Annotated in this window: 19 protein-coding genes; 13 read left to right on the top strand and 6 right to left on the bottom strand. The window is 55.1% G+C overall.

Annotated elements, in window-relative coordinates:
- Positions 1 to 3: 3 nt before the first annotated feature.
- Positions 4 to 225 carry a cold shock-like protein CspD gene (gene cspD, locus N2K86_RS07180; RefSeq protein WP_260660972.1) on the bottom strand — a complete coding sequence of 74 codons (222 nt, stop codon included), beginning with the start codon at positions 223 to 225 and terminating at the stop codon, positions 4 to 6.
- Positions 226 to 492: 267 nt separating this feature from the next.
- Here cspD and clpS point away from each other — a divergent pair, with 267 nt between their 5' ends.
- From clpS to N2K86_RS07195, 3 genes are all read left to right on the top strand, one after another.
- Entirely contained in the window at positions 493 to 813 is a 321-nt protein-coding gene (clpS, locus tag N2K86_RS07185) for an ATP-dependent Clp protease adapter ClpS (RefSeq protein ID WP_006174393.1), read from the top strand.
- 27 nt (positions 814 to 840) lie between these two features.
- Positions 841 to 3,120 (top strand): ATP-dependent Clp protease ATP-binding subunit ClpA, encoded by a 2,280-nt coding sequence (gene clpA, locus N2K86_RS07190; protein ID WP_260660973.1) that lies wholly within the window; start codon positions 841 to 843, stop codon positions 3,118 to 3,120.
- Between the two features lie 725 nt (positions 3,121 to 3,845).
- The gene (locus N2K86_RS07195) at positions 3,846 to 4,295 is read left to right on the top strand and encodes a hypothetical protein (RefSeq protein ID WP_260660974.1); all 450 of its coding nucleotides are present in this window, start codon (positions 3,846 to 3,848) and stop codon (positions 4,293 to 4,295) included.
- 71 nt (positions 4,296 to 4,366) lie between these two features.
- Here the strand turns inward: N2K86_RS07195 and infA are convergent, their stop codons facing one another.
- The 5 genes from infA to trxB all read right to left on the bottom strand — a co-directional run bounded on the left by infA (position 4,367) and on the right by trxB (position 10,191).
- Positions 4,367 to 4,585, bottom strand: coding sequence for a translation initiation factor IF-1 (gene infA / locus N2K86_RS07200; RefSeq protein ID WP_002211347.1), 219 nt, complete (start codon positions 4,583 to 4,585; stop codon positions 4,367 to 4,369).
- A 284-nt stretch (positions 4,586 to 4,869) separates the two neighbouring features.
- Positions 4,870 to 5,574: a leucyl/phenylalanyl-tRNA--protein transferase gene (aat, locus tag N2K86_RS07205; protein WP_010429175.1), complete on the bottom strand. Its 705-nt coding sequence runs from the start codon at positions 5,572 to 5,574 to the stop codon at positions 4,870 to 4,872.
- A gap of 46 nt (positions 5,575 to 5,620) precedes the next feature.
- Positions 5,621 to 7,342, bottom strand: coding sequence for a heme ABC transporter ATP-binding protein/permease CydC (cydC, locus tag N2K86_RS07210; RefSeq protein WP_260660975.1), 1,722 nt, complete (start codon positions 7,340 to 7,342; stop codon positions 5,621 to 5,623).
- Positions 7,342 to 9,108: a heme ABC transporter permease/ATP-binding protein CydD gene (cydD, locus tag N2K86_RS07215; protein ID WP_260660976.1), complete on the bottom strand. Its 1,767-nt coding sequence runs from the start codon at positions 9,106 to 9,108 to the stop codon at positions 7,342 to 7,344. Before cydD ends, cydC begins: the two co-directional genes overlap by 1 nt.
- 114 nt (positions 9,109 to 9,222) lie before the next feature.
- A complete protein-coding gene (trxB, locus tag N2K86_RS07220) occupies positions 9,223 to 10,191 on the bottom strand; it encodes a thioredoxin-disulfide reductase (protein ID WP_260660977.1) in 969 nt (322 codons plus the stop codon).
- 544 nt (positions 10,192 to 10,735) lie between these two features.
- Between trxB and lrp the strand changes: the two genes are divergently transcribed.
- From lrp to N2K86_RS07270, 10 genes are all read left to right on the top strand, one after another.
- Positions 10,736 to 11,230 carry a leucine-responsive transcriptional regulator Lrp gene (gene lrp, locus N2K86_RS07225; protein ID WP_002439523.1) on the top strand — a complete coding sequence of 165 codons (495 nt, stop codon included), beginning with the start codon at positions 10,736 to 10,738 and terminating at the stop codon, positions 11,228 to 11,230.
- 136 nt (positions 11,231 to 11,366) lie between these two features.
- Positions 11,367 to 15,032, top strand: coding sequence for a DNA translocase FtsK 4TM domain-containing protein (locus N2K86_RS07230; protein ID WP_260660978.1), 3,666 nt, complete (start codon positions 11,367 to 11,369; stop codon positions 15,030 to 15,032).
- Positions 15,033 to 15,160: 128 nt separating this feature from the next.
- The gene (gene lolA / locus N2K86_RS07235) at positions 15,161 to 15,775 is read left to right on the top strand and encodes an outer membrane lipoprotein chaperone LolA (RefSeq protein ID WP_260660979.1); all 615 of its coding nucleotides are present in this window, start codon (positions 15,161 to 15,163) and stop codon (positions 15,773 to 15,775) included.
- Positions 15,776 to 15,784: 9 nt separating this feature from the next.
- Positions 15,785 to 17,128: a replication-associated recombination protein RarA gene (gene rarA / locus N2K86_RS07240; protein WP_260660980.1), complete on the top strand. Its 1,344-nt coding sequence runs from the start codon at positions 15,785 to 15,787 to the stop codon at positions 17,126 to 17,128.
- Between the two features lie 92 nt (positions 17,129 to 17,220).
- A complete protein-coding gene (serS, locus tag N2K86_RS07245) occupies positions 17,221 to 18,513 on the top strand; it encodes a serine--tRNA ligase (RefSeq protein WP_260660981.1) in 1,293 nt (430 codons plus the stop codon).
- A gap of 211 nt (positions 18,514 to 18,724) precedes the next feature.
- A complete protein-coding gene (gene dmsA / locus N2K86_RS07250) occupies positions 18,725 to 21,169 on the top strand; it encodes a dimethylsulfoxide reductase subunit A (RefSeq protein ID WP_238460355.1) in 2,445 nt (814 codons plus the stop codon).
- 10 nt (positions 21,170 to 21,179) lie between these two features.
- Positions 21,180 to 21,797, top strand: a complete 618-nt coding sequence (gene dmsB, locus N2K86_RS07255) for a dimethylsulfoxide reductase iron-sulfur subunit DmsB (protein WP_089597769.1) — start codon at positions 21,180 to 21,182, stop codon at positions 21,795 to 21,797.
- A 1-nt stretch (position 21,798) separates the two neighbouring features.
- Positions 21,799 to 22,662 carry a dimethyl sulfoxide reductase anchor subunit family protein gene (locus N2K86_RS07260; protein WP_260660982.1) on the top strand — a complete coding sequence of 288 codons (864 nt, stop codon included), beginning with the start codon at positions 21,799 to 21,801 and terminating at the stop codon, positions 22,660 to 22,662.
- A gap of 273 nt (positions 22,663 to 22,935) precedes the next feature.
- Complete coding sequence (locus tag N2K86_RS07265; RefSeq protein WP_260660983.1) at positions 22,936 to 24,084, top strand: MFS transporter; 1,149 nt, start codon at positions 22,936 to 22,938, stop codon at positions 24,082 to 24,084.
- Between the two features lie 123 nt (positions 24,085 to 24,207).
- Positions 24,208 to 24,729 (top strand): RcnB family protein, encoded by a 522-nt coding sequence (locus N2K86_RS07270; protein WP_260660984.1) that lies wholly within the window; start codon positions 24,208 to 24,210, stop codon positions 24,727 to 24,729.
- The last annotated feature ends 11 nt before the right edge of the window (positions 24,730 to 24,740 follow it).

Genomic DNA, 24,740 nt, shown 5'->3' on the forward strand with positions numbered 1-24,740 from the left:
GAGCTATGCGGCCGTTTCAGCTTCAACGGGCACGATAAGACTGGCATGATTGCCTTTTGGCCCCTGGTGTACATCGAACCGGACGGATTGCCCGGCTTTGAGCGTCCTGTAACCATCCATCTGAATGGTGGAATAGTGAGCGAAGATATCCTCGCCGCCGCCTTCAGGGCAGATGAAACCAAACCCTTTGGCGTTGTTGAACCACTTAACAGTACCCATTTCCATGCTTCGACATCCTTCGTAAATCTTATAAATTAAGATGGAATGAACCGGTGGTGGAGTGGGGGCTGTTCAAAACCTCGCCATCTCACGCTTGTACAATTTAGAGAAACGGAAGAAGCCGTCAAGCGTTTGGCGCTGGAGTTGGGACAATAATCAACCAAAATTTGAGGCAGTTAACGCTATTGCAACAGTTTGTGACAGACATCGCGGATGACAGTAATAGATGATTGTTATCTAACATCTGAGGTAGATTCAAAGTGGTTATGCATAATGGGTAAGACCAACGATTGGCTGGATTTTGACCAGCTGGCGGAAGATAAGGTGCGCGACGCGCTAAAACCGCCATCTATGTATAAAGTTATGTTAATGAACGATGATTACACGCCGATGGAATTTGTTATTGACGTGCTACAAAAGTTCTTTTCTTATGATGTAGAACGTGCAACGCAACTGATGCTTACCGTTCATTATCGAGGCAAAGCGATCTGCGGCATCTTTACTGCCGAAGTCGCGGAAACCAAAGTGGCGATGGTGAACGACTATGCGAGGGAGAACGAGCATCCGTTGCTGTGTACGCTGGAAAAGGCCTGATAAGGCATAAAATTGGGGGAGGTGCCTATGCTCAATCAAGAACTGGAACTCAGTTTAAACATGGCTTTCGCCAGAGCGCGTGAGCACCGACATGAGTTTATGACCGTCGAGCATTTACTGCTCGCACTGCTCAGCAACCCATCTGCCCGCGAAGCGCTGGAAGCCTGCTCCGTGGATCTGGTGGCGCTACGTCAGGAACTCGAAGCCTTCATCGAACAAACCACACCGGTGCTGCCAGCCAGTGAAGAAGAGCGCGACACGCAGCCGACGCTCAGCTTCCAGCGCGTGCTGCAGCGCGCGGTATTCCACGTCCAGTCTTCCGGGCGTAGTGAAGTGACTGGCGCAAATGTCTTAGTCGCCATCTTCAGCGAGCAGGAGTCACAGGCTGCCTACCTGCTGCGTAAACACGAAGTCAGCCGCCTCGACGTGGTTAACTTTATTTCTCACGGAACGCGCAAAGACGAGCCTAACCAGGCATCGGATCCCGGCAATCAGGTCAATAACAATGAAGAGCAAGCAGGCGGGGAGGATCGTATGGAAAACTTCACCACCAACCTTAATCAGCTTGCTCGCGTTGGCGGTATCGACCCGCTGATTGGCCGCGATAAAGAGCTGGAACGTGCGATCCAGGTGCTGTGCCGTCGCCGCAAGAACAACCCGCTGCTGGTGGGTGAGTCAGGCGTGGGTAAAACCGCGATTGCCGAAGGCCTTGCCTGGCGTATTGTGCAGGGCGACGTGCCGGAAGTGATTGCCGACTGCACCATCTACTCGCTGGATATCGGTTCGCTGCTGGCGGGCACCAAATACCGCGGTGATTTTGAAAAACGCTTCAAGGCGCTGCTGAAACAGCTGGAGCAGGATACCAACAGCATCCTGTTCATTGATGAGATCCACACCATCATCGGCGCGGGTGCGGCCTCCGGTGGCCAGGTGGATGCGGCTAACCTGATCAAACCGCTGCTCTCCAGCGGCAAGATCCGCGTGATGGGCTCCACGACCTACCAGGAGTTCAGCAACATCTTTGAGAAAGACCGTGCGCTGGCGCGTCGCTTCCAGAAAATCGACGTTACCGAGCCGTCTGTTGACGAAACGGTGCAGATCATCAACGGCCTGAAAACCAAGTACGAAGCGCACCACGACGTGCGTTACACCGCGAAAGCGGTACGTGCGGCGGTGGAGCTGGCGGTGAAATACATCAATGACCGTCATCTGCCGGATAAGGCGATTGACGTGATTGATGAAGCAGGGGCGCGTGCGCGCCTGATGCCGGCCAGCAAGCGTAAGAAAACCGTTAACGTGGCGGATATTGAGTCCGTGGTGGCCCGCATCGCGCGTATCCCTGAGAAGAGCGTTTCTCAGAGCGACCGCGACACGCTGCGCACCCTCGGCAATCGCCTGAAAATGCTGGTCTTTGGTCAGGATAAAGCCATTGAGGCCTTAACCGAAGCGATCAAGATGGCCCGTGCCGGACTGGGGCATGACCACAAGCCTGTCGGTTCCTTCCTGTTCGCAGGCCCGACCGGCGTGGGGAAAACCGAGGTGACGGTTCAGCTCTCCAAAGCGCTGGGCATTGAGCTGCTGCGCTTTGATATGTCCGAATATATGGAGCGTCACACCGTCAGTCGTCTGATTGGTGCACCTCCGGGATACGTGGGCTTTGACCAGGGCGGCCTGCTCACCGACGCGGTGATCAAGCATCCGCACGCGGTTCTGCTGCTTGATGAAATCGAGAAAGCGCACCCGGACGTGTTCAACATCCTGCTGCAGGTGATGGATAACGGGACGCTGACCGACAACAACGGGCGCAAGGCGGACTTCCGCAACGTGGTGCTGGTGATGACCACCAACGCCGGGGTGCGTGAAACCGAGCGCAAATCCATCGGCCTGATCCACCAGGACAACAGCACCGATGCGATGGAGGAGATCAAGAAGATCTTCACACCGGAGTTCCGTAACCGTCTGGACAACATTATCTGGTTTGATCACCTGTCTACCGAGGTGATCCATCAGGTGGTGGACAAGTTCATCGTCGAGCTGCAGGTTCAGCTGGATCAGAAAGGCGTGTCGCTGGAAGTGAGCCAGGAAGCCCGCAACTGGCTGGCCGAGAAAGGCTACGACCGTGCGATGGGTGCCCGTCCGATGGCGCGCGTGATTCAGGACAACCTGAAGAAACCGCTGGCGAACGAGCTGCTGTTTGGCTCGCTGGTGGACGGCGGCCAGGTGACCGTGGCGCTGGATCAGGCGAAGAACGAGCTGACGTACGATTTCCAGAGTGCGGCGAAGCACAAGCCGGAAGCGGCTCACTGAGTTAAACGTTAAACGTAAAAACCGGGCGAATGCCCGGTTTTTTTATGCCTGCCAAGGTAAAAGCAAAACGACAACAGTGTTGTCTTTTTTAGTGTTTTCTCCCTCTCCCTGTGGGCTGAGGAATCCCCAGTAAATTTTTTCCTGAACCGATGAACATTGCTTCAGAGAAATGAATAACTTACAGCGATGTCCTGGTCCGGCTGTAAATCGCTGAGGCGTTTGCCTTCCGCTCATCCCCGACAAGCCGGAAGGAATAAGCCGAAGGCACCGCGAAGCGGCGATTGAGCCGCCCTGGCACGTTCACAGGTCATGTCATTACAGAGTAGCAAGGAACATAAAGTGAACGGAATGACCACCAGAGCCGTATGTTCCCCCTCACCCCAGCCCTCTCCCTCAAGGGAGAGGGGGTCGTCCGTGCTGGTATTATTTTGTGGGGATCCCTCAGCCCTGTAGGAGAGGGCTGGGGTGAGGCATCAGGCCAAGGTAAAAGCAAAACGGCAACAGGGTTGTCGTTTTTAGTGTTTTCTCCCTCTCCCTGTGGGAGAGGGTTGGGGTGAGGGCATCAGGCCGCAGAGGAATTTTGCGAGGCGCTTTCCAGTTTCTTTCGAAGTTAGTTGCTGGATAAATCCACAGTAATAAAATGGCGGCGCACCTGCAAAATCAGGTGCCGGGATTGGCGTCCTGAAAGTGTGCACAAACAATCTTACGTGCATAAAGGATCACATATGACTGATATTAATAATTTCGCCCAACTTTACACCGAACTCTCCCTCAACCCCGATCTCCCCACCCTGGCCGAGCGCTGCAAACTGCTCACCGAAATCCTCCTCGACTGCAAATCACTCCCGCAAACGCAGCCCGTTTGCCGCTGTCTCGGAGCCTACCTGGAAGAGGTAAAAACCGGTCTCACAGAATCAATGCGTGATTTTCAGATAGTGGAATTTGAGGATGAAGCGGAACAACCGCGACAAAAAGAGTGGCTGCTGGAAGATACCGAAACGAAATGTGACTACTGCCGGGCGTTGAATCATGTACTGCTGGTATCGCATTTTGACCGCGATATGTTGCCGCATCTGACGGGATTACTCCACGACATGGCTCATTCTATGGCAGGGGATTTAATCGCTCCTGCACAACCGTGGATGACAATACATCTTCCGACGCAGCAACACTAAAGCCATAAATAAAAAAGGCCGGGATTATCCCGACCTTTTAAATATTCATCTGCCATTACAGGCGAAAACAATTAGCGACTACGGAAGACAATGCGGCCTTTGCTCAGGTCGTACGGGGTCAGTTCAACAGTCACTTTGTCGCCCGTTAAAATGCGGATGTAGTTTTTGCGCATTTTACCGGAGATGTGCGCAGTTACCACGTGACCGTTTTCCAGCTCTACGCGAAACATGGTATTAGGCAACGTATCAAGTACGGTACCCTGCATTTCAATATTGTCTTCTTTGGCCATCTAATCCTCTGGGGTATCACTACCAAGTTTTGAACCGGCAAGATAATGCCGAAATTCATCAATTAAGTAAAGAATTGCGCGTTTAAAACGCAGCAAAACAGTTTCAGCGCATTGCCCAAGCGTCACGGTACAACCGAACGGAAAGCGCATTCGTAAAGGGGAAACGACAGGATAAACGTCAGGACGTTATCTGAAGCGAGGGTCCCAAACGGCGGCGGGGCAACAGGCAGAAGCTACTCTGCGGCATAATTATAACACCCTCATAAAAAATATGCGGAAAACATTTAGGCATTGGGCAGAAAGAGTGTACGCGGTACCCAGAAGTCGCGCGGGAGCTTCTCCTGACGACAATTATCGAGATGTTCAATGTAGTGGCGGCGGGAGATTTCGACTGCGCCGAGCGAGGCGGTGTGCTCGTTAAGCACCTGGCAATCCATCAGTCGTCCCCCACGTTGGGCAAACTCCTCGCAGAACACCAGCAGTGCCGTTTTTGACGCATTAACCGCACGCGAGAACATCGACTCCCCACAAAACAGCGTTCCCTGCGCTACGCCGTACATGCCGCCCATCAGCTCACCCCCATCCCATACTTCAATAGAATGCGCGTAACCCAGCTCATGCAACTGATGATAGGCGGTGATGATATCGCGAGTGATCCATGTGCCTTCGTGCCGGTCTTCAGCACAGCCTTCAATGACCTGACCAAAGGCGTGATTCAGGGTAACGCGATACGGCGACTTCGCGTGAAAGCGCTTCATGCTGCGGCTAATGTGAAACTGTGCTGGCCACAATACGGCTCGGGGATCGGGCGACCACCATAAAATCGGGTCGCCTGGGGAAAACCACGGAAAAATCCCGCGCTGATAAGCCATCAACAGGCGAGCAGGGCTGAGATCGCCGCCCAGTGCCAGCAACCCGTTGGGTTCACGTAGCGCGCCTTCCGGAGAAGGGAACGCAATATTATGACGAGACAGCTGGACCAGGCGCATGACAGCAGAACTCCAATACGCGAGTGAGGATCGGTAAAAATATAGTCTACAGACGCTGTTTAAACTGGTAGTAGCGACCCTGTTTTGCCAACAGTTCTGCGTGATTACCTTGCTCAATAATGTGTCCGTTGTCCATCACAATTATCCGATCGAAACTCGCCAGCCCACGCAGGCGATGCGTGACCATCAACACCGTTTTACCCGCCATGACGGTAGCCAGTAAATCAAGGATTTGACTCTCAGTCGTCGCATCAAGCCCTTCGGTCGGTTCGTCGAGCAACATCAGCGGCGCATCGTGAAGCAGCGCCCGCGCAATCGCCAGTCGGCGCAGTTCGCCGCCGGAGAGCTGGCGACCCCCTTCACCCAGCCAGCTGTTTAGCCCTTCGTCTTCAAGCAACTTATGCAGCCCGACCTGTTCGAGCGTGGTACGAAGTGCATCGTCAGATGCGTCCGGCGCTGCCAGCAGCAGGTTGTCGCGCAGCGTAGCGCTAAACAGATGCACGCGCTGTGGGACAACGCTGACGGTCTTGCGTAAGGTCTGCTCGCTGAAATCAACCAGCGGCACCTCGTTAAACAGGATCTGACCGTGCTGCGGATCCCAGGCGCGCGTCAACAGCTGCAGCAGCGTTGACTTACCGCAGCCGGTACGACCCAGGATTGCAATGCGCTGGCCCGGGTTAACGGAGAGATTGATATCTTCAAGTGCATTCTGCGCCTGTGTGTCATAGGCGAAGGTGACGTTATTCAGCGTCAGCGCAACCTGCGCGGGGACCGCACTCTGTTCAGCAGTGAATTTCACCTCTGGTTCCTGCTCGGCAATTTCCGTGATGCGCAGGGCAGAGGCGATAACCTGTCCAAGATGCTGGAAGGCCCCCGTCACGGGTGCCAGCGCTTCGAAGGCTGCCAGGGCACAGAAAACAAAGAGCGCAATTAGCGGGCCTGGCTGCAGATTTCCACCCACGCCGCCGGAGGCCATCCACAGCATCGCGATAACAGCCACGCCACCGATGAGCATCATCAGCGCCTGGGAAAAGGCCGTGAGTTCAGACTGTCGACGCTGGGCTTCATGCCAGTTCAACTCCGTACTTTCCATACGCGCACGGTAACGCTTGCTGGCACCGAAAATGGTCAGTTCTGCCTGTCCCTGCAGCCAGGAGGTCAGCTGCTGACGATATTCTCCCCGCAGGCGCGTCAGGCTTTCGCCAGTGGATTTACCGGCTCGATAGAACAGCGGCGGCAGGATAATCAACGTCAGCAGCATAATGCCGCCTAGCGTCAGCGCGATCGGTACGTCCAGAACACACAGACCCAGCGTGACGACAACAATCACCACAAACGCGCCGACTATCGGTGAAATCACGCGCAGATAGAGGTGATCCAGCGTATCGACATCCGCAACCACGCGGTTGAGCAATTCTCCCTGACGAAAACGCGCCAGCCCGGCAGGGGAGAGCGGGAGCAGCTTGCTGAAAGTGTAAATGCGCAGGTGCTGGAGCACGCGGAACGTAGCGTCATGGCTGACCAGACGCTCGAAGTAACGCCCAGCGGTACGGGTAATGGCGGTGCCACGCACGCCTGCTGCCGGGAGCATGTAGTTAAAGCTGTAGAGCCCGGCGAAACCTGCAACGGCAGAGGCAGACAAGAACCAGCCGGAAAGGGTGAGCAGGCCTATGCTGGCAAGCAGGGTAATAATCGCCAGAACGATCCCCAGCGCCAGCATCCATCTGTGACGCTTATACAGGGCAAGATAAGGAAGCAGGGCACGCATCAGATGTCCTCCTGGCGATTTGCGAGAAGGGCCGCAAAAGGCCCCTGCGCGGCAACGAGTGAGGCATAATTGCCTTGCTCAACGAGTTGACCGTTTTCCATCACCCAAATCTGGTCCCAGTCGGCGATGCCTTCAAGCTGGTGGGTGACCATCAGCGTCGTCTGCTGCTGTGAGGCGGCGTTAAGCGCTTCCATCACGCGTTGTTCGCTGTGCGCGTCCAGGCTGGCGGCTGGCTCATCCAGCAACATTAGCTGGCAAGGATTCAACAACGCACGGGCAACAGCCACACGCTGCGCTTGCCCTACGGACAGCCCGGCAGACTGATCGCCAACGACCGTATCCACGCCCTGCGGGAGCAGCGGCAGAAACTCGCTAACCCAGGCGCGATCGAGGACCGATTGCAACTCATCTTCCCGCGCGTTCGGGCGAGCCAGAAGCACGTTTTCACGTAGCGTGGAAGCCGGAAGCTGCGGATTTTGCCCCACCCAGCTCAGCTGTTTGCGCCAGGCATCAGGCTCCAAATCGCGCAACTCAGTTTTATTAATGCACAGCGAACCGGTGTAAGCCATAAAGCCGGAGAGTGCGTTTAACAACGAGCTTTTCCCGGAGCCACTGGTTCCGACCAGCACCACGCGCTGCCCGGCAGGCAGGGTAAAGTTGAGCGGACCTGCCAGCACTTTGCCTTCTGGTGACAACACAGAAAAATCTTTCGCCTCAATCGTCACGGGCTCTTTGGCGTTCAGAACGATGTCACCACGCTCGGGATGCGCCAGCGGTGTTTCAAGGAAGGTTTTCAGGCTATCGGCAGCGCCAACCGCCTGTGCTTTGGCATGATAAAAGGTACCGAGATCGCGCAGCGGCTGGAAAAACTCCGGAGCCAGGATCAGTGCCAGGAAACCTGCTGAAAGCGTTACGGCTGTGCCGTAGTGGCCGAAATCCAGCGCACCGAGATACGAGAACCCGAAGTAGACCGCTACAAGGGCAATCGACAGCGAGGTGAAGAATTCAAGCACGCCAGAGGAGAGGAATGCGAGACGCAGCACCTCCATGGTGCGCTGACGGAAATCCTGAGACGCCAGGCGAATATTTTCCGTTTCCGCTTCACCCCGGCCAAAAATACGCAGGGTTTCCATTCCGCGCAGCCGGTCAAGGAAATGGCCGCTCAGGCGGCCCAGCGCGAGGAAGTTACGACGGTTAGCATCCGCCGCACCCATCCCGACCATCGCCATAAACAGCGGGATCAGCGGGGCGGTACCCAGCAGGATCAGCGCCGCTACCCAGTTGGTCGGGAAAATCGCAATCAGTATCAGTAGCGGTACGCAAACGGCCAGCGCCATCTGCGGCAGGTAGCGGGCGTAGTAGTCGTGCATATCGTCGATCTGCTCAAGGATCAGCGTCGCCCAGCTTCCTGCCGGTTTACCCTGGATCCAGGCCGGCCCGGCCTCCTGAAGACGATCCAGGACCTTACGGCGGATCTCGTAGCGGATATGCTGCCCGGCATGAAAACCAACACGTTCACGCAGCCAGACTACCCACGCACGAAGAACAAAAACCAGAATCAGGACAATAAAGGGCAACAGGAGCGCTTCACGCGGAATGTTCTCCATGATCATATGATTAAGAATGCGGGCCAGCAGCCATGCCTGGGCAACAATCAACAAACCACTGACGAGTCCCAGAAGACGGGAAATCATGAGCCAGCGGCGGGAAAGAACGCTTTGCTGTTTCAGCCAGCGTGTTAACTCTTGTTGACGGGTTTTTTCCATTGCGTACTTTGCAGGTGACGTTATAAGAAATTAGACCACTGCATGTTACACGTGGGGAAAAATAAAGGCGACCTGTGGCCGCCTTTATTTACGTTTGTTACTGACTTGTAAAGATTATTTACCTTGTTCAGCCAGTCCGTCGAGGTAGCGTTCGGCGTCAAGCGCGGCCATACAGCCGGTGCCAGCAGAGGTAATCGCCTGACGGTAAATATGGTCCATCACGTCGCCTGCCGCGAACACGCCCGGGATGCTGGTCTGGGTCGCGTTACCATGAATGCCGGACTGCACTTTGATGTAGCCGTTTTCCAGCTCCAGCTGACCGTCGAAGATCGCGGTGTTCGGGCTGTGACCGATAGCCACAAACAGACCCGCCACTTCAAGCGTCTCGATGTTATCGGTGTTCTGGGTATCGCGCAGACGCAGACCGGCAACGCCCATTTGATCGCCCGTCACCTCTTCCAGGGTTCGGTGGGTGTGCAGCACGATGTTGCCGCTTGCCACTTTATCCATCAGGCGTTTGATCAGGATCTTCTCCGCGCGGAAGGTGTCGCGACGGTGGATCAGGTGCACTTCAGAGGCGATGTTTGCCAGGTAGAGCGCTTCTTCCACCGCGGTGTTACCGCCGCCGATCACTGCAACTTTCTGGTTGCGATAGAAGAAGCCGTCGCAGGTGGCGCAGGCAGAGACGCCGCGGCCCTTGAACGCTTCTTCAGACGGCAGACCAAGGTAACGGGCAGAGGCGCCGGTGGCGATGATCAGCGCGTCACAGGTGTATTCGCCGCTGTCGCCCGTCAGGCGGAACGGACGGTTCTGCAGATCGACCTTATTGATGTGGTCGAACAGAATTTCAGTTTCGAATTTAGCGGCATGCTCGTGCATACGTTCCATCAGCAGCGGCCCGGTCAGGTCGTTTGGATCCCCTGGCCAGTTTTCCACTTCGGTGGTGGTGGTCAGCTGACCGCCTTTTTCCATACCGGTGATGAGTACCGGGTGCAGGTTAGCGCGTGCAGCATAGACCGCTGCGGTATATCCCGCAGGTCCAGAACCAAGGATTAGCAGCTTACTGTGTTTGGCCGTGCCCATGAGATCCCCATTGTTGTTTGCAGACATTTGGCTGGATTGTAGGGAATTTGTTGTCGTAAAAAAAGAGCGCAGCAATTTTGATATCAATCTGTGTAATAGCCACGGACGATGAATGATGCGCTATAACATCACTATTTCTCCTGAAAACCGGTCGTTTATAAGGCAATAAAATGACGATTAATACCCTGCCGTAATGAATATCCGGCATGTTGTACTAAAAATCGATGTTTTGCTTTGACAATCCCCTGCGCTTTTGCGAAAACATTCAAGGAAGAAAAAAAACCGCGTTAACCGTGTGCCGCATAGGCATGCACGTAAATGCCATTTTTACCGTGTCAGTGAAATCTACGCATGGCGTGGACAGACGCCATACGTGATGTCGGTGACTGCCTTCGGGCAACGGTTTTCTTACCAACAGAACCCGAATCCGCATCGCGTCTAATACATAACCAGGCGATGTGATGACTAACGGGTACAGGCTCTGAACAGTGATGTGCACAGGGTCCAGGCAGGAGTAGGGAAGGAATACAGAGAGACAATAATAATGGTAGATAGCAAGAAGCGCCCTGGCAAAGATCTCGACCGTATCGATCGTAACATTCTTAATGAATTGCAAAAGGATGGGCGTATTTCCAACGTCGAGCTTTCAAAACGTGTGGGACTTTCCCCGACGCCGTGCCTTGAGCGTGTGCGCCGACTGGAAAGACAGGGTTTTATTCAGGGCTATACGGCTCTGCTGAACCCGCATTATCTGGATGCCTCACTTCTGGTATTTGTTGAGATTACTCTGAATCGTGGTGCGCCGGATGTGTTTGAACAATTCAACTCCGCTGTACAAAAACTTGAAGAAATTCAAGAGTGTCATCTGGTTTCCGGTGATTTCGACTACCTGTTGAAAACCCGTGTGCCTGATATGTCCGCCTACCGTAAGCTGCTGGGTGAAACCTTGCTGCGTCTGCCGGGCGTGAACGACACCCGTACGTATGTGGTGATGGAAGAGGTTAAACAGAGCAATCGTCTGGTTATTAAGACGCGCTAACACGGAACAGGTGCAAAATCAGCGTAGTTTGATTACACTCCTGTTAATCCATACAGCAACAGTGCCGGGGAGTCCCCGGCGCTGTTGTCCGTTTTAGCAAACAGGCAGGATATGCCTGATACCTGGAGAGCCTTTCTTGAGCCAGGAATACACTGAAGACAAAGAAGTCACACTATCGAAGCTAAGCAGCGGACGTCGTCTCCTCGAGGCTTTGCTGTTGCTTATTGCCCTTTTCGCCGTCTGGCTGATGGCAGCCTTACTCAGTTTCAATCCCTCCGATCCCAGCTGGTCGCAAACCGCATGGCATGAGCCTATCCATAATTTAGGCGGTGTACCGGGTGCCTGGCTTGCGGATACGCTGTTTTTCATTTTCGGTGTAATGGCCTATACCCTTCCCGTCATTATCATTGGCGGATGCTGGTTTGCCTGGCGTCATCGTCAGAATGATGATTACATCGACTACTTCGCGGTGTCGCTGCGCCTGATTGGCGCGCTGGCGCTGATCCTCACTTCATGCGGGCTGGCGGCTATAAATGCCGACGATATCTGGTACTTCGCTTCCGGTGGCGTCATCGGTAGCCTGCTGAGTTCCGCCCTGCAGCCGATGCTTCACAGCAGTGGCGGCACCCTGACGCTGCTTTGCATCTGGGCCGCAGGGTTGACCCTGTTTACTGGCTGGTCGTGGGTGAACATCGCCGAGAAGATCGGCAGCTTTATTCTCACTATCCTTACTTTCGCCAGTAACCGTACCCGTCGTGACGATACGTGGGTCGATGAAGACGAATATGAAGATGAGTACGAAGAGGAAGACGAGGCACCGGTACAGCGTCGTGAATCTCGTCGTGCCCGTATTCTTCGCGGCGCGCTCGCGCGTCGTCAGCGCGTCGCTGAAAAATTTGCCAATCCGCTTGGGCGTAAAACCGATGCGGCGCTCTTCTCCGGTAAACGCATGGATGAAGGCGAGCAGGTTGAGTACCGTGCGGCGGGTGCCGCCGTCGATCCTGATGATGTGCTCTTCTCCGGCAACCGTGCGATGCCTGGCGATTTTGACGAATACGATCCGCTGCTGAATGGTCATTCAGTTACAGAGCCGGTCGCAGCCGCCGCTGCCGCAACCACGGCAGCGCAGGCTTTTACTGCGCCAGCGGAAGCCGTAATGCCGTCTGCGCCCGTTCCTGCTCCGGAGTCGGTTATCCAGCAACCTCAGGTTGACTGGCAGACTGCGCCGGGTGTTCACACCCCGGAACCTGTTATTGCGCCGGAACCGGAGAGCTATGTTCCTGTGCAGCAGGAACAATGGCAGCAGCCTTATCAGCCGGAGCCTGTGTATGAACCACAGGGTTACCCGGAATATGAGCAGCCGGTCGCACAGCCCTATGTACCGGAACCGGTTGAACCTGCGCAGCCATACGTACAACCTGAGCCTGACGTGGCGGAAGAGGCGAAACCGTCTCGTCCACCAATGTACTACTTTGAAGAAGTGGAAGAGCGCCGCGCCCGTGAGCGGGAGCAGCTGGCTGCCTGGTATCAACCTGTGCCGGAGCCGGTGCAAGAGCCTGTCACAAAAGCGCCATCCGTTTCCGTACCGCCAGTAGATCCAACGCCTGTGGCAGAGAGCGTGAAGCAAGCCTCTGTCGCTGCCGCCGCTGCGGCACCGGTCTTTAGCCTGGCGACAGGCGGCGCGCCTCGTCCTCAGGTGAAAGAGGGCATTGGCCCGCAATTGCCTCGTCCTAATCGCGTGCGTGTGCCCACGCGCCGCGAGCTGGCTTCCTACGGTATCAAGCTGCCTTCCCAGCGTATGGCTGAGGAAAAAGCGCGTGAATCGGACTATGAAGACGACGCCGATGAACGTCATCAGGATGAGCTGGCGCGTCAGTTCGCCGCGCAGCAAAATCAGCGTTACGGTGAAGAATATCAGCACGACGAGCAAATTCAGGAAGATGAAGACGATGCGGCAGAAGCGGAATTAGCCCGCCAGTTCGCCGCTACGCAGCAGCAGCGTTATTCGGGTGAACAGCCTTCGGGCGCGAACCCGTTCTCGCTGACGGATTTTGAATTCTCACCGATGAAAGATCTGGTGGATGATGGCCCAAGCGAACCGTTGTTTACGCCGAGCGTAATGCCGGACGCTGAGCCCGTGCGCCAGCAGCCAGCAGCTCAGACCTACGCGCAGCCGCAACAACCTGCTCAGCAGCCGTATGCGCAACCGCAGCAGCAACAGCAGCCGCCGCAGTTCCAGCAGCCTGCGCCTCAGCAGCAGGAAAGCCTTATTCATCCGCTGCTAATGCGTAACGGTGATAGCCGTCCGCTGCAGCGTCCAAGCACGCCGCTGCCGTCGCTGGATCTGTTAACGCCGCCGCCGTCAGAAGTGGAGCCGGTCGATACCTTTGCGCTCGAACAAATGGCGCGTCTTGTAGAAGCCCGTCTGGCTGATTTCCGCATCAAGGCGGATGTGGTGAACTACTCACCGGGTCCGGTGATCACTCGATTCGAACTGAATCTGGCGCCAGGCGTAAAAGCGGCGCGTATTTCTAACCTGTCCCGCGACCTGGCGCGTTCTCTGTCGACCGTTGCGGTACGTGTGGTGGAAGTCATCCCAGGCAAGCCGTACGTTGGTCTTGAACTGCCGAACAAGAAACGTCAGACGGTTTACCTGCGTGAAGTGCTGGATAACACCAAGTTCCGCGATAATCCGTCCCCGCTGACCGTGGTGCTGGGTAAAGATATCGCGGGCGATCCGGTGGTGGCAGATCTCGCGAAAATGCCTCACCTGCTGGTTGCCGGTACCACCGGTTCCGGTAAGTCAGTCGGCGTGAACGCCATGATCCTCAGCATGCTGTACAAAGCGCAGCCGGAAGATGTGCGTTTCATCATGATCGACCCGAAAATGCTCGAACTGTCGGTCTACGAAGGTATTCCGCATCTGCTCACTGAAGTGGTGACGGATATGAAAGACGCCGCCAATGCCCTGCGCTGGAGCGTCAATGAGATGGAACGTCGCTACAAGCTGATGTCAGCGCTGGGCGTGCGTAACCTGGCCGGTTATAACGAGAAAATCGCCCAGGCTGTGCGCATGGGACGTCCTATTCCGGATCCTTACTGGAAGCCGGGTGACAGCATGGATGCCCAGCATCCGGTGCTGGAAAAACTGCCTTATATCGTCGTGCTGGTTGATGAGTTCGCTGACCTGATGATGACCGTCGGTAAGAAAGTGGAAGAGCTGATTGCTCGTCTGGCGCAGAAAGCGCGTGCGGCGGGTATTCACCTTGTGCTGGCGACACAGCGTCCTTCCGTAGACGTTATTACCGGGTTAATCAAAGCGAACATTCCGACGCGTATTGCGTTTACCGTATCAAGTAAAATTGACTCCCGTACCATTCTTGACCAGGGCGGCGCTGAGTCGCTGCTGGGTATGGGTGATATGCTTTACTCAGGCCCGAACTCCACCTCGCCAGTGCGTGTCCACGGTGCGTTTGTCCGCGATGAGGAAGTTCACGCTGTGGTGCAGGACTGGAAAGCGCGCGGTCGTCCACAATATGTGGACGGGATCACCTCTGACAGCGAGAGCGAAGGCGGCGGCGGTGGCTTTGACGGCGGTGAAGAGCTGGATCCGTTGTTCGACCAGGCGGTTAACTTCGTGACCGAAAAACGTAAGGCGTCTATTTCTGGCGTGCAGCGTCAGTTCCGCATCGGCTACAACCGCGCGGCGCGTATCATCGAGCAGATGGAAGCGCAGGGCATTGTGAGCGAGCAGGGGCATAACGGTAACCGCGAGGTGCTGGCTCCGCCGCCGTTTGATTAACCTTCAGCGATTGCAAAGAAGGGTAAATCAGCCAAAATTAAGCATTTTCTTCTGTCGCCTGCCTGCGGGCAGGTCCAGAATGGAAGACGGAAACCCCATATCGGGAAGACGTATTTTAAGGAATAACAATGAAAAAAATCGCCATCGCCTGTGCATTACTCACCAGTTTTGTCGCCAGCAGCGTCTGGGCTGATGCAGCCAGCGACCTTAAAAGCCGACTGGATAAAGTGAGCAGCTTCCACGCCAGCTTCATGCAAAAAGTGACGGACGGCAGCGGCAACGCGGTGCAGGAAGGCCAGGGAGATTTGTGGGTAAAACGCCCAAATCTCTTCAACTGGCACATGACCCAACCGGATGAGAGCATCCTGGTGTCCGACGGTAAAACCCTGTGGTTCTTCAACCCGTTTGTTGAACAAGCCACGGCGACCTGGCTGAAAGACGCGACCAGCAATACGCCATTTATGCTGATTGCCCGCAACCAGTCCAGCGACTGGCAACAATACAACATCAAACAAAATGGTGATGAGTTTGTTCTGACGCCGAAAGGCAGCAACGGCAACCTGAAGCAGTTCACCATTAACGTGAGCAGCAACGGTACGATCAATCAGTTCGGTGCGGTTGAGCAAGATGACCAGCGCAGCAGCTACCAGCTGAAAACGCAGCAAAACGGCGCTGTTGATGCATCGAAATTCACCTTTACCCCGCCGCAGGGCGTAACGGTGGATGACCAACGCAATAAGTAAGAGGCATGAGTGGGCAACCTGTCGCTCGATTTTTCAGATAATGCGTTTCAACCTCTGGCCGCTCGTATGCGGCCAGAAAATTTAGCGCAGTACATCGGCCAGCAGCATCTGCTGGCTGCCGGGAAACCGTTGCCACGCGCCATTGAGGCCGGGCATCTGCACTCGATGATCCTCTGGGGGCCACCAGGCACCGGTAAAACGACCCTCGCTGAAGTGATCGCCCGATATGCAAACGCGGACGTTGAGCGGATTTCTGCCGTGACCTCCGGCGTGAAGGAGATCCGCGAAGCAATCGAGCGTGCGCGGCAGAACCGCAATGCAGGACGTCGGACTATCCTCTTCGTGGACGAAGTTCACCGCTTCAACAAGAGCCAGCAGGATGCCTTCCTGCCGCATATTGAAGACGGTACGATTTTCTTCATTGGTGCCACCACGGAAAACCCGTCGTTTGAACTCAACTCAGCGCTGCTGTCCCGTGCGCGCGTTTACCTGCTCAAATCGCTGACGACCGAAGATATCGAAAAGGTGCTCACGCAGGCGATGGACGACAAAGCGCGGGGGTACGGTGGACAAGACATCGTTCTACCGGATGAGACGCGTCTCGCGATTGCTCAGTTGGTTAATGGCGATGCGCGTCGGGCATTGAATACGCTGGAAATGATGGCCGATATGGCCGAAATGGATGATTCCGGCAAGCGGGTGCTGAAACCTGAATTGCTCACCGAAATAGCCGGTGAACGCAGCGCGCGTTTTGATAATAAAGGCGATCGTTTTTACGACCTGATTTCGGCGCTGCATAAGTCTGTGCGCGGTAGTGCCCCCGATGCGGCGCTCTACTGGTACGCGCGCATTATTACCGCAGGTGGTGATCCGCTGTATGTTGCACGTCGCTGTCTGGCGATTGCATCAGAAGATGTCGGTAATGCCGACCCGCGCGCCATGCAGGTGGCTATCTCCGCCTGGGATTGTTTCACCCGCGTCGGGCCTGCAGAAGGCGAGCGTGCGATTGCGCAGGCGATTGTCTATCTGGCCTGTGCGCCGAAAAGTAATGCGGTTTATACGGCCTTCAAAGCAGCGATGTCTGATGCACGTGAGCGTCCGGACTATGATGTGCCGGTTCATCTGCGTAACGCACCAACAAAGTTAATGAAAGAGATGGGGTACGGGCAGGAGTATCGTTACGCCCACGACGAACCCAATGCCTACGCCGCCGGAGAGGACTATTTCCCGCAGGAGATGGCACAAACCCGCTATTATCACCCTACAAACAGAGGTCTTGAGGGTAAGATTGGCGAAAAGCTCGCCTGGCTTGCCGGACAGGATCAAAATAGCCCTATAAAACGCTACCGTTAGTTCAATCGTTGCGGTAATGTTGGCATAGTATCCTTGTGGCCGCAGGCTGTGGTCACATTTTCCTATTTTAATTCGATAAGCACAGGATAAGCATGCTCGATCCCAATCTGCTGCGTAATGAGCCAGACGCAGTCGCTGAAAAACTGGCACGCCGGGGCTATAAGCTGGATGTAGATAAGCTGCGCGCTCTTGAAGAGCGTCGTAAAGTTCTGCAGGTACAAACTGAAAATCTGCAGGCAGAGCGTAATTCTCGATCGAAATCCATCGGCCAGGCGAAAGCGCGCGGGGAAGATATTGAGCCATTACGCCTGGAAGTGAACAAACTGGGTGAAGAGCTGGATCAGGCGAAAGCTGAACTGGACGTCCTTCAGACCGAAATTCGTGATATTGCCCTGGCTATCCCGAATATTCCTGACGACAGCGTGCCTGTCGGTAAAGATGAAAACGATAACGTTGAAGTGAAACGCTGGGGTACGCCTCGCGAGTTCGACTTCGAGGTTCGCGATCACGTGACCCTGGGCGAAATGCACGCGGGCCTGGACTTTGCGGCGGCGGTTAAGCTGACCGGTTCTCGCTTCGTGGTAATGAAAGGCCAGATTGCCCATCTGCACCGCGCGCTGGCACAGTTCATGCTGGATCTGCACACCGAGCAGCATGGTTACAGCGAAACCTACGTACCGTATCTGGTTAACCACGATACGCTGTACGGTACGGGCCAACTGCCGAAATTTGCTGGCGATCTGTTCCATACCCGTCCGCTGGACGAGGAAGCAGACAGCAGCAACTATGCGCTTATCCCAACCGCGGAAGTGCCGCTGACTAACCTCGTTCGTGATGAGATCATCGACGAAGACGACCTGCCAATCAAACTGACGGCGCACTCTCCGTGCTTCCGTTCTGAAGCAGGCTCCTACGGTCGCGACACGCGCGGTCTGATCCGTATGCACCAGTTCGACAAGGTTGAGATGGTGCAGATCGTCCGTCCGGAAGAGTCTATGGACGCGCTGGAAGAGATGACCGGCCACGCTGAGAAAGTGCTGGAGCTGCTGGGTCTGCCGTACCGCCGTATGGCGCTGTGCACTGGCGACATGGGCTTTGGTGCCTGCAAAACCTTCGACCTGGAAGTCTGGGTGCCTGCACAGAACACCTACCGTGAAATCTCCTCCTGCTCTAACGTCTGGGATTTCCAGGCGCGTCGTATGCAGGCTCGTTGCCGCAGCAAGTCCGACAAGAAAACCCGTCTGGTGCACACCCTGAACGGTTCTGGTCTGGCTGTGGGTCGTACGCTGGTTGCCGTGCTGGAAAACTATCAGCAGGCAGACGGACGTATTGAGATCCCGGAAGTGCTGCGTCCCTACATGAAGGGCCAGCAGTTCATCGGCTAATAATTTGTCTTAAAACAAGAAAGCGCCTCAGGGCGCTTTTTTTATGCCTGCTAATTGACACGACTCAATAATCTCTCCCTCTAAAGTAGTAATACTCCTCCGAATGAAAGTCAGCATAAAAAGCTGATAACGAAGAAATTCGTTATATATAAAACTATATAGCGGTCTACGCCGCCTCTCTTTTCTTTGTGAGCAACCAAAGTGAGTCTTTATGAAAATCAAAGCGCCTGAAGCGTTAATGGCTGCCGAGGTCACTCGCCGTGGGTTGATGAAAACCACGGCAATTGGCGGCCTGGCTGTAGCCAGCAGCGCCTTCACGCTCCCTTTTACACGGCTGGCTTCGGCTGCGGATGCGTTATCCCCGGCTACAGCACCGGAAAAAGTAGTGTGGAGTGCCTGTACCGTAAACTGCGGTAGTCGTTGTCCATTACGCATGCATGTGGTGGACGGCGAAATTAAATATGTCGAAACCGATAATACCGGGGACGATAACTATGAAGGGTTACATCAGGTTCGCGCCTGCCTGCGCGGGCGCTCCATGCGTCGCCGCGTCTATAACCCGGATCGTCTTAAATACCCGATGAAGCGTGTCGGTAAGCGTGGGGAAGGGAAGTTCGAGCGCATTAGCTGGGACGAAGCCTACGATATTATCGCGACCAACATGCAGCGTCTGATCAAGGAGTATGGCAACGAGTCCATCTACCTGAACTACGGCACCGGGACGCTCGGCGGCACGCTGACTCGCTCCTGGCCACCGGGAAAAACGCTGGTGGCGCGCCTGATGAACTGCTGCGGCGGTTATCTCAACCACTACGGTGACTACTCTTCCGCGCAGATTGCTGCGGGTCTCAACTACACCTACGGTGGGTGGGCCGACGGCAATAGCCCGTCCGATATCGAAAACAGTAAGCTGGTCGTCCTGTTCGGTAACAATCCGGGCGAAACCCGCATGAGCGGCGGCGGGGTGACTTACTACCTCGAACAGGCGCGCGCCAAATCCAATGCACGCATGATCATCATCGATCCGCGCTACACCGACACCGGTGCAGGGCGTGAGGATGAGTGGATCCCAATCCGTCCGGGTACCGATGCGGCGCTGGTCTCCGCGCTGGCGTGGGTGATGATCACCGAAAACCTCGTCGATCAGCCTTTCCTGGATAAATACTGCGTCGGTTATGACGAGAAAACGCTGCCCGCCAGTGCGCCTGCTAACGGTCACTACAAGGCTTATATTCTCGGACAGGGCAGCGACGGCGTAGCGAAAACGCCAGAGTGGGCGTCCACCATCACCGGGATCCCGGTGGAGCGTATTGTCCAGCTGGCGCGTGAGATTGGCTCAGCTAAACCGGCCTACATCAGCCAGGGCTGGGGACCGCAGCGTCATGCAAACGGTGAAATTGCGACCCGCGCCATCTCCATGCTCTCCATTCTGACCGGCAACGTCGGCATTCACGGCGGTAACACCGGCGCGCGTGAAGGTTCATATGAAGTGCCGTTTGAACGGATGCCAACCCTGGATAACCCTGTTCAGACCAGCATCTCCATGTTTATGTGGACGGATGCGATTGAACGTGGTCCGGAAATGACCGCCCTGCGCGACGGCGTGCGTGGCAAGGACAAGCTGGACGTGCCGATCAAGATGATCTGGAACTATGCCGGTAACTGTCTCATCAACCAGCACTCCGAAATCAACCGTACCCATGAAATCCTGCAGGATGACAAGAAGTGCGAGATGATTGTGGTGATCGACTGCCACATGACGTCGTCGGCGAAATATGCCGATATCCTGCTGCCGGACTGCACCGCCTCCGAGCAGATGGATTTCGCGCTGGACGCCTCCTGCGGCAACATGTCCTACGTGATCTTTACCGACCAGGCAATTAAACCGCGCTTCGAGTGCAAAACCATCTATGAGATGACCTCTGAGCTGGCGAAACGTCTTGGCGTTGAGCAGCAGTTTACCGAGGGACGGACTCAGGAAGGGTGGATGCGCCATCTGCACGAGCTCTCTCGTAACGCTATCCCTGACCTGCCGGATTTCGATACCTTCCGCAAGCAGGGTATGTACAAACAGCGCGATCCGGAAGGGCACCACGTGGCGTACAAAGCCTTCCGCGAAGATCCACAGGCTAACCCGCTGACCACGCCATCGGGCAAAATCGAAATTTACTCCGAAGAGCTGGCAAAAATTGCCTCCACCTGGGAGCTGCCGGAAGGGGATGTTATCGATCCACTGCCAATCTACACGCCGGGTTTCGAAAACTACAACGATCCGCTTACCGCGAAATTCCCGCTGCAGCTGACCGGTTTCCATTACAAGGCCCGCGTCCACTCAACCTACGGCAACGTCGACGTACTGAAAGCCGCGTGCCGCCAGGAGATGTGGATCAACCCGATGGATGCCAAAGCACGTGGAATAAACAATGGTGACCGCGTGCGTATCTTCAATGGTCGTGGTGAGGTACATATCGAAGCCAAAGTCACTCCGCGCATGATGCCTGGCGTTGTCGCGCTGGGGGAAGGGGCCTGGTATAACCCGGATGCAAACCGTATTGACCAGGCGGGCAGTATTAACGTACTGACCACACAGCGGCCGTCGCCACTGGCGAAGGGCAACCCGTCCCACACGAACCTTGTTCAGGTTGAAAAGGTGTAAGGAGTAACCGATGACAACCCAGTATGGATTTTTTATTGATTCCAGCCGCTGCACAGGGTGTAAAACCTGCGAGCTGGCCTGCAAAGATTACAAAGACCTGACACCGGACGTGAGCTTCCGCCGTATTTACGAATACGCCGGTGGCGACTGGCAGGAAGATAACGGCGTCTGGCATCAAAACGTCTTTGCCTACTACCTGTCGATTGCGTGCAACCACTGCGAAGATCCGGCTTGTACCAAAGTCTGTCCGAGCGGTGCGATGCACAAGCGTGAAGACGGCTTTGTGGTAGTGGACGAAGATGTCTGCATCGGCTGCCGCTATTGCCACATGGCGTGTCCGTACGGTGCGCCGCAGTACAACGAAGCAAAAGGTCATATGACCAAGTGCGACGGCTGCCACTCCCGCGTGGCCGACGGTAAAAAGCCGATCTGCGTGGAATCCTGCCCGCTGCGCGCGCTGGACTTTGGCCCGATTGAAGAGCTGCGTAAAAAACACGGCCAGCTTGCTGCCGTCGCGCCGCTGCCGTCCGCACACTTCACCAAACCGAGTATTGTCATTAAACCTAACGCCAACAGCCGTCCTACAGGTGATACCACCGGCTATCTGGCAAACCCGAAGGAGGTGTGAGATGGGAAGTGGATGGCATGAATGGCCGCTGATGATCTTCACGGTCTTTGGGCAGTGTGTTGCGGGTGGCTTTATTGTGCTCGCGCTGGCGCTGTTAAAGGGTAATCTCAACGCTGAACAGCAGCAGCGTCTGGTGCTGAGCATGTTTAGCCTGTGGGTACTGATGGGGCTTGGCTTTATTGCTTCTACGCTGCACCTCGGTTCACCAATGCGCGCGTTCAACTCACTGAACCGCGTAGGCGCATCGTCCCTTAGTAACGAGATTGCCAGTGGGGCGATTTTCTTTGCTGTTGGCGGGCTGGGCTGGCTGCTGGCTGCGCTGAATAAATTGCCTGCGGCTCTGCGCAACCTGTGGTTGATTGTGACGATGGTGCTGGGCGTAGTGTTCGTGTGGATGATGGTGCGTGTCTATAACACCATTGATACTGTCCCAACCTGGTACAGCGTCTGGACACCGATGAGCTTCTTCCTGACGATGTTTATTGGCGGTCCGCTGCTGGGCTACCTGCTGCTGCGTGTGGCAGGTGTGGATGGCTGGGCAATGCGGTTGCTGCCTGCCGTTTCGCTACTGGCTTTGGTCGTGAGCGTTGTGGTTGCGCTGATGCAAGGGGCGGAGCTGGCAACGATTCACAGTTCGATTCAGCAGGCATCTGCCCTGGTCCCGGATTACGGTTCTCTGATGGCCTGGCGCATCGTTCTGCTGGTCGCGGCGTTGGTATTCTGGATCGCCCCTCAGCTTAAAGGTTATCAGCCCGCGCTGCCGCTGCTGTCACTGGCCTTTGTGCTGGTACTGGCGGGTGAACTGATTGGCCGTGGTGTGTTCTACGGCTTGCATATGACCGTTGGTATGGCTATCGCCAGTTAGCGTTGTTTTTAGTTCTATCGAGCCGGGCCTGAGCGCCCGGCTTTTCTTTTTCAATCATGAAATTTTTCGACTGTCGTTTTGTTTTAATTTTGGGCATTAATAAATAAAAACAGATACATAATTAATATCTATAGCAGGCGTGGCATTAGCAGGATAAGTTTTTTAAATCGACAGGGATCATATTGTGCGTGGCGCGTAAATCAGTGGATTGACTTTGTTTTTGCCAGTGGCATGATGCGCACGAAATCTGAACTTCCTCACGGTTTTTAATCCATGACCACCTATACCCGGCCAGTGCTTCTGTTGCTCTGTGGCCTGCTTCTGTTGACCCTGGCGATCGCAGTGTTAAATACGCTCGTCCCGCTGTGGCTCGCCCATGAAAACTTACCGACCTGGCAGGTGGGTATGGTGAGCTCGTCCTTTTTTACCGGGAACCTGCTGGGCACATTATTAACCGGTAGCCTGATTAAGCGTTTTGGATTTAATCGCAGCTATTATCTGGCTTCGCTGATTTTTGCCGCCGGCTGTGCCGGACTGGGCCTGATGGTTGGTTTCTGGAGCTGGATGGCATGGCGCTTTATCGCTGGCGTTGGCTGCGCAATGATTTGGGTGGTGGTTGAAAGTGCGCTGATGTGCAGCGGTACCTCCCGCAACCGCGGACGCCTGCTGGCAGCCTATATGATGGTTTACTACATTGGTACCGTGCTGGGTCAACTGATGGTCAGCAAGCTGCCAACCGATCTGATGAGCGTTCTGCCGTGGGTAACGGGCATGGTGCTGGCCGCGATCCTGCCGCTGCTCTTTACGCGCATTGTGAACCAGAACAGTGAACATCAGGAAGCAACGCACGTCTGGCCGATGCTGAGACTGCGTCAGGCGCGTCTGGGGGTTAACGGCTGCATTATCTCAGGGATTGTACTCGGCTCTCTCTATGGCCTGATGCCGCTCTATTTGAACCATCAGGGCGTGAGCGATTCCGGGATTGGTTTCTGGATGGCGGTAATGGTCAGCGCCGGTATTGTCGGGCAGTGGCCAATTGGTCGCCTGGCGGATCGTTTTGGACGCCTGCTGGTGCTGCGCGTTCAGGTCTTCGTGGTGATCATGGGTTGTCTTGCGATGCTCAGCAACGCCGCAATGGCTCCCGCCCTGTTTATTCTGGGGGCTGCGGGCTTTACGCTCTATCCTGTTGCGATGGCCTGGGCCTGTGAGAAAGTGGAACATCATCAGCTCGTGGCGATGAACCAGGCACTGTTGTTGAGCTACACTATCGGCAGCCTGCTGGGGCCAACGTTTACCTCTGTGTTAATGCAGAATTATTCCGATAACCTGCTGTTTATTATGATTGCCAGCGTGTCGTTTATTTATTTACTCATGCTGCTTCGCAAAGCGGGCGAGCACCCAACACCAGTGGCACATGCCTGATTAAATAAAAGCCTGTCATCGACAGGCTTTTTTGTCCCCATCACAACTAAGAGTTTTACTTATTGTTTGTTTATTGCGCCAGGTGATAATTCACAGGAGTCCTACCACAATAAGGCAGCAATCATGTCACTACGTCGTTTTTCCACTACTGTGCTTGCCGTAGTGTTGTCTTTAACGTTTGCAACTGCTCCGGTCATGGCTAATCCTGGCAACGGGAACGGCGGTGGTCACGGAAACGGTGGCGGACAAGGTGATGGCGGCAATCATGGCAACGGGAATTCTGGTGACCATGGTAATAAGCAAAATAGCGGTAAGGATAATCCAGGAAAATCGGATAAGAGCTTCAAAAACAGCAAAGATGTCGGTAATGATGTCTACGCTCGCGTGAGCTTCGATCATGCCCGCCATCTGGCACTGAACTACGGCTTAACGGGCTATGATTCTCTGCCTCCAGGGATTGCAAAAAACCTGGCGCGCGGTAAACCGCTGCCTCCGGGTATTGCGAAGAAAACCGTTCCAGCGTCTATGCTGGGTCAACTTCCTTCTTATCCGGGCTATGAATGGCGGGTGGTGGGGGATGACCTGGTCTTAATCGCATTGAGTACTGCGATTGTGACCTCCGTTATTAACGGCGTCTTCAAATAGAATATAGAAAA

This window comes from Enterobacter mori, assembly GCF_025244905.1.
Taxonomy (GTDB): domain Bacteria; phylum Pseudomonadota; class Gammaproteobacteria; order Enterobacterales; family Enterobacteriaceae; genus Enterobacter; species Enterobacter mori_A.